The organism is Agromyces binzhouensis (assembly GCF_004135055.1).
Lineage (GTDB): Bacteria > Actinomycetota > Actinomycetes > Actinomycetales > Microbacteriaceae > Agromyces > Agromyces binzhouensis.
Map to the genome: position 1 here is coordinate 1 of NZ_SDPL01000240.1, position 4,682 is coordinate 4,682.

Annotated in this window: 5 protein-coding genes; 1 reads left to right on the forward strand and 4 read right to left on the reverse strand. The window is 71.1% G+C overall.

Annotation, left to right across the window (positions count from 1 at the left end; genetic code table 11):
• The 3 genes from ESO86_RS11630 to trxA all read right to left on the reverse strand — a co-directional run.
• On the reverse strand, positions 1 to 1,711 hold a 1,711-nt coding region (locus tag ESO86_RS11630), incomplete at its 3' end, for an alpha/beta fold hydrolase (protein WP_165307709.1).
• Positions 1,711 to 2,310 (reverse strand): TetR/AcrR family transcriptional regulator, encoded by a 600-nt coding sequence (locus ESO86_RS11635; RefSeq protein ID WP_129235175.1) that lies wholly within the window; start codon positions 2,308 to 2,310, stop codon positions 1,711 to 1,713. The genes ESO86_RS11630 and ESO86_RS11635, both read right to left, overlap by 1 nt.
• A gap of 126 nt (positions 2,311 to 2,436) precedes the next feature.
• Positions 2,437 to 2,880, reverse strand: coding sequence for a thioredoxin (gene trxA, locus ESO86_RS11640; protein WP_129235178.1), 444 nt, complete (start codon positions 2,878 to 2,880; stop codon positions 2,437 to 2,439).
• Positions 2,881 to 3,082: 202 nt separating this feature from the next.
• Here trxA and ESO86_RS11645 point away from each other — a divergent pair, with 202 nt between their 5' ends.
• Positions 3,083 to 4,225 carry a trypsin-like serine peptidase gene (locus tag ESO86_RS11645; protein ID WP_129235180.1) on the forward strand — a complete coding sequence of 381 codons (1,143 nt, stop codon included), beginning with the start codon at positions 3,083 to 3,085 and terminating at the stop codon, positions 4,223 to 4,225.
• A gap of 59 nt (positions 4,226 to 4,284) precedes the next feature.
• Here ESO86_RS11645 and ESO86_RS11650 read toward each other — a convergent pair.
• The coding region (locus ESO86_RS11650; protein ID WP_242492331.1) for an L-rhamnose mutarotase at positions 4,285 to 4,682 on the reverse strand (398 nt) is incomplete at its 5' end.

The window sequence follows — 4,682 nt, forward strand, 5'->3', positions numbered from 1 at the left end:
CGCGGTGCGCCGCCCCCGCGCCGGCCACGATGCGCCGCAGCAGCGAGGCGCCGACGCCCGACCCGCCGACCGCGGCGATGACGACGCGCTCGTCGTCGCGGTAGCCGAGCCGTTCCCGCAGTTCGGCCTTCTCGCCGAGCGCCGCCGGGTCGAACCCGGTGATGTACCCCGAGAAGTCGAAGTGCTCCTCCGTCCAGTCGCGGATCCTCGGCAGGCCGGGGCCGAACGCGTCGGGCACGATGTCGTCGGCGGTGCCGACGAACACCGCGGCGTCGCGGATGCGACCGAAGCGCTCGACGTGCTCGATCATCTCGAGGTTGTAGTCGGCGGCCACCGCCGCCTCGCGCGGCCCGCGCGAGGGCATGGGCAGGTAGCCGACGAAGTCGGTCATCCAGGCGAGCGCCCCGCGCTTGAGGTTCGGGTTCTCGAACAGGTAGTGGTCGACCTCCCACGACTCGTCGGCGATGACGAGGTCGTACTCCCCTGCGGCGACGACCTCCTCGAACACCATGAAGTTGTGCAGGAGGATCTCGTCCATGTTCCGGAGCGACTGGAACACCGCCAGGTCGTGGTCGCCGCTCTCGTGCTCGATGTGCGAGGACTCGCTGGCGAGGGCGGCGGATGCCGGGTGGAGGCGTTCCTTCGCGACCGCGAGCACCCGCGTCACCGGGTCCTGGGCCAGCCAGTCGATCCGCACGTCCGGATGCAGCGCCCGCAGCTCCTGCGCGATCGCGAGGTCGCGGCGGGCGTGGCCGAGTCCGATCGGCGAGGAGAGGTAGAGCACCGACTGCGCGCGGCCGGGACCCACCCACCAGGTGCCGTCGAGCCGGGTCGTGCCGAAGATGCGGTCGGCGAATGCGCGGATCGCGTGGTTCACTCGGACCGGGTAGCGCACCTGCGGCGCGTGCCCGGAGCCCTCGACGGCCAGGAGCTCGGCGCCGCGGATGATCTCCTGCATGACCCGGGAGGAGGCGAACGAGGTGATGTGGTCCTCGGTGCCGTGGATGAGCAGGGTCGGGACCTCGAGCGTCTCGAGGCGGCGCCGGAGCTCCTCGACGGTGAGTTCGTCGTAGTCGTCGGTGATCGACCAGGCGAGCACGTCGGGCCGCTGGTCGAGCCCCCACTCGACGAGGTCGTCCCAGGCCTTCGTCGAGTGCGGGTCGGAGGCGACCTGCGACATGAAGAACTCGACGAAGTCGGGCCAGTCGCGCTGCCAGTAGTCGAAGTCGAACTTCCCCCAGCCCTCGGGCTCGGGGTTCGCCACGGGGTCGTACGGCACATCAGGGGTCCGCTCCGACAGCGGCACGACCCACGGGTGGTGGCCCGAGATCGAGACGATCCCGAGGACCCGCTGCGGGTGCATCGCCACGAGGTTGATCGCGATCTCGCCGCCCATCGAGTAGCCGACGACCACCGCGGCATCCGTCCCGGTGGCATCGAGGACGGCGATCGCGTCGGCCACCCGGTGGCCGAACGTGTAGCGAGCGGGGTCGAGCGGGCGGGACGAGTTGCCGGCGCCGACCGCGTCGTAGACGACCACGCGGAAGTGCCGTGCGAGGTAGGGGACCTGCATCTTCCAGACGCGCTCGTGCACGAGCTCCCACGTGGGCAGCAGCAGGATCGTCGGCCCGTCGTCGCCGTAGACCTCGTAGTGGATCGACGCACCGGCGCGCTCGATGTCGCCCTCGAGCGTGGGCGTGGCGACCTCCATCACGCCACCTGGCGAGCCATGGCGCGCTCGCCGGCCTCGATGAGGGTGCCGATCGCGCGCAGGGCGGGGCGCAGCGGGAGGTCCTCCTCGTGGCCGGAGAGGATCAGGAGCTCGGCCCCGACGAACGCCGCCGAGGTCAGCGCGACGACCTCCTCGATGCTGAGCGGCCCGAACGAGAAGCCCTGGTCGGCGTGCCGGCGGGCAGCGGTGGTGAGCACCTCGGACCAGCCGTGGATGATGTCGTGCACGCGCTCGCCGATGAGGTCGTTGGACAGGCCGGCGGCCATCATCTCGAGCAGCACGCGCACGTACCCGGAGGCGAGGTCGTCGTCGAGGTAGTCGCACGCGGTCGCCCACTGCTGCGACAGTGGCTCGTCCTCGGCGTACATGGCCCCCTGACGCTCGAGCAGCTGCGCGTTCTCGGCGTCGAGCATGCTCAGCACGAGCAGTTCCTTGGAGCCGAAGTGGTAGTGGATCTGCGACAGCGGCACGCCCGCGAGGTCGGCGACCTTGCGCGTCGAGAGCGCCGCGTATCCCTGGTCGACGACCAGTCGGCGGGTCGCGTCCAGGATGCTGGCGACGGTCGTGTTGGTCGGCATCTCGCCTTCCCCCTCGTTTCGTTCGGTCGATCGACCGATTTCATGGACAAGCTACTCCGACGGCCACGCGACGTCAAGACCCGGGACGTGACGACGTGCGTCGGCGGCCTCCCGGCCCGCCCGTGGTCAACTCGACGGCAGCGCCGACTCGACCCACGCGCGCAGCTGCGCCGCGGGCACCGCGCCGACCTGCCGACCGACCTCGGCGCCGTCGCGGTAGAGCAGCAGGGTGGGGATCGCGGTCACTGCGTGACGGCTCGACACGACCGGCGACCGGTCCGCGTCGACCTTGACGACCTTCAGGCGCCCGGCGAGCTCGCGCGAGAGCTGCTCGACGACGGGAGCGATCGCACGGCACGGGCCGCACCACACCGCCCAGACGTCGACGAGCACGAGCATGCGGCCGGCGACGGCCTCGTCGAAGCTCAGGTCGTCGGCCTCGACCAGCCACGGCAGGTCGGCATGGCAGTTCGAGCAGCGCACGCGACCGCGGCCGGTGAACGGGATGCGATTGCGGGTGCCGCAGGCGGGGCAGCTGACGACCTTGCCCGGCCGGTTGCTCGTCGCCATGGCTCGAGCCTACGTGGCCACCCCGACCCGGCCGAGGGCGTCCCCTGATGACGCCATCACCGGGCGGCGGCATCGTCGTCTTCGGAAGGGCGGTTCCGCGACGACGTCGCGGAACCGAGATGGCCCCGCGGCGCGCCGCCGACGAGGAGCCGTCCTCGCCTGCATCCGGGGAACGCACCCCGGATGCCCGGAGGTGAGACCCATGGAAGAACGCACATCAGCGAACGCCCTCGCGCAGGAGCCGCCCGCCGGCGCCGACGAGTTCGTACGACTCGACAACGAGCGCAGCGGCGAACGCATGCCGAAGGAGCTGGCGGCGCAAGTGGAGGGTCGGACGCTCTCGATCACCACGCGGGAGAAGTTCGACTTCAGGTCCGTCGAGCCGGTGCGCTACGACGGCGACCGATGGCAGGTGAAGCTGCCGGAGGGAACCGGGCTCGTGATGCCCGGCCGCACGTCGGGGCGGCTCTCGGTCGACGAGGTCGGCAAGGCCGCGGTGCGAGAACTCGACGAGGCCGGCGAGCTCGCGGCATCCCGCCCCGCCTGGGTCGACTACGAGCCGCACGCGAAGGTGTCCGCACCGCGGACCACCGTGCTCCGTCGGCTCGACGGGACGATCCTCGAACCGCACTACGGCGTCTTCGGTGCCGACGACCGCCAGGTGTACTACCCCGGCGGCTACCCGTGGACGTGCGTCGGCAAGGTGTACGTGTGGGACGACTGGGGCTCGCCGTACCCGGCGTGGTCCGGCTCGGGCGTCCTCATCGGCGATCGCACGGTCCTGACCGCCGGACACATGTGCCCGTGGGGCTCCGGCAACTGGGCCATGCAGTTCGTCCCGGCGTACTACGACGGCGTCTCCACGCTCGGCCGTGGGGTGAGCTCCTACGTGTCGGACTACTACGGCTACGACACCGACGACACGGTGTCCGCCTGGGACATGGCGGTGCTGCGCCTCTACACGCCGCTCGGCGTCAACTACGGCTACTTCGGCACGAAGGACTACAACAGCGCCTGGGAGGGCGGGAACTACTGGACCCTCGCCGGATACCCCGGCGCTGTGGCCGGCGGCAACCGCCCGTCGCGCCAGATGTGGTGGCCGGTGCTCGACGACGACGGCAGCGGCTCGGCCGAGGAGGTCGAGTACGAGGCCGATTCGACGCCGGGCAACTCCGGCGGACCCGTGTTCGGGTTCTGGAGCGGACTTCCCTACGCCATCGCGACGCACAGCGGCGGCTCGAAGACCACCTTCCTCTGGTGGACCATCGAGGACACCAACGTCGGCGCCGGCGGTGGTGCACTCAACTCGCTCGTCGCCTGGGCGCGGAGCAACTGGCCGGCGTGACCGCGACGGGATGAGGCAGCGGATGCCGCGGGCGTCGGCCTGCGGCATCCGGCCGACCCTCAGTCCAGGTGGAAGATCTCCGGGATCTCCATCCACCACTCGCCCTCCGCGCGCTCCGCGAACGGCCGCTGCAGCGGTTCGCAGACCGACCACCACTCCTGCGTCGTGGGATCGGCCGCGATCGCGGCCATGTCGGCCTCGAGGTCGTCGCCGACGTACTCCATGTAGGCGAAGAGCACCTCGCCGTGGCGGAAGATCGAGTAGTTGCGGATGTTGCTGAGCGCCAGGCGCTCCAGCACCTTCGGCCAGACGGCGGCGTGCAGGCGCGCGTACTCCGCGCGGTTCGCCGCGGGCAGGCCGATCACCGACGCGAGGCGACGCACGCGCGTCTCGCCGACGATGCGCTCCTCGCGGCTCATGCGCGCGCTCCAGCCGCGCGGGCCCGGACGTGCGTGAC

What these genes read in the sequence shown, in the direction of transcription:
- ESO86_RS11635 (WP_129235175.1), bottom strand. Translation starts at nt 2,310, where the DNA reads ATGCCGACCAACACGACCGTCGCCAGCATCCTGGACGCGACCCGCCGA.
- trxA (WP_129235178.1), bottom strand. Translation starts at nt 2,880, where the DNA reads ATGGCGACGAGCAACCGGCCGGGCAAGGTCGTCAGCTGCCCCGCCTGC.
- ESO86_RS11645 (WP_129235180.1), top strand. Translation starts at nt 3,083, where the DNA reads ATGGAAGAACGCACATCAGCGAACGCCCTCGCGCAGGAGCCGCCCGCC.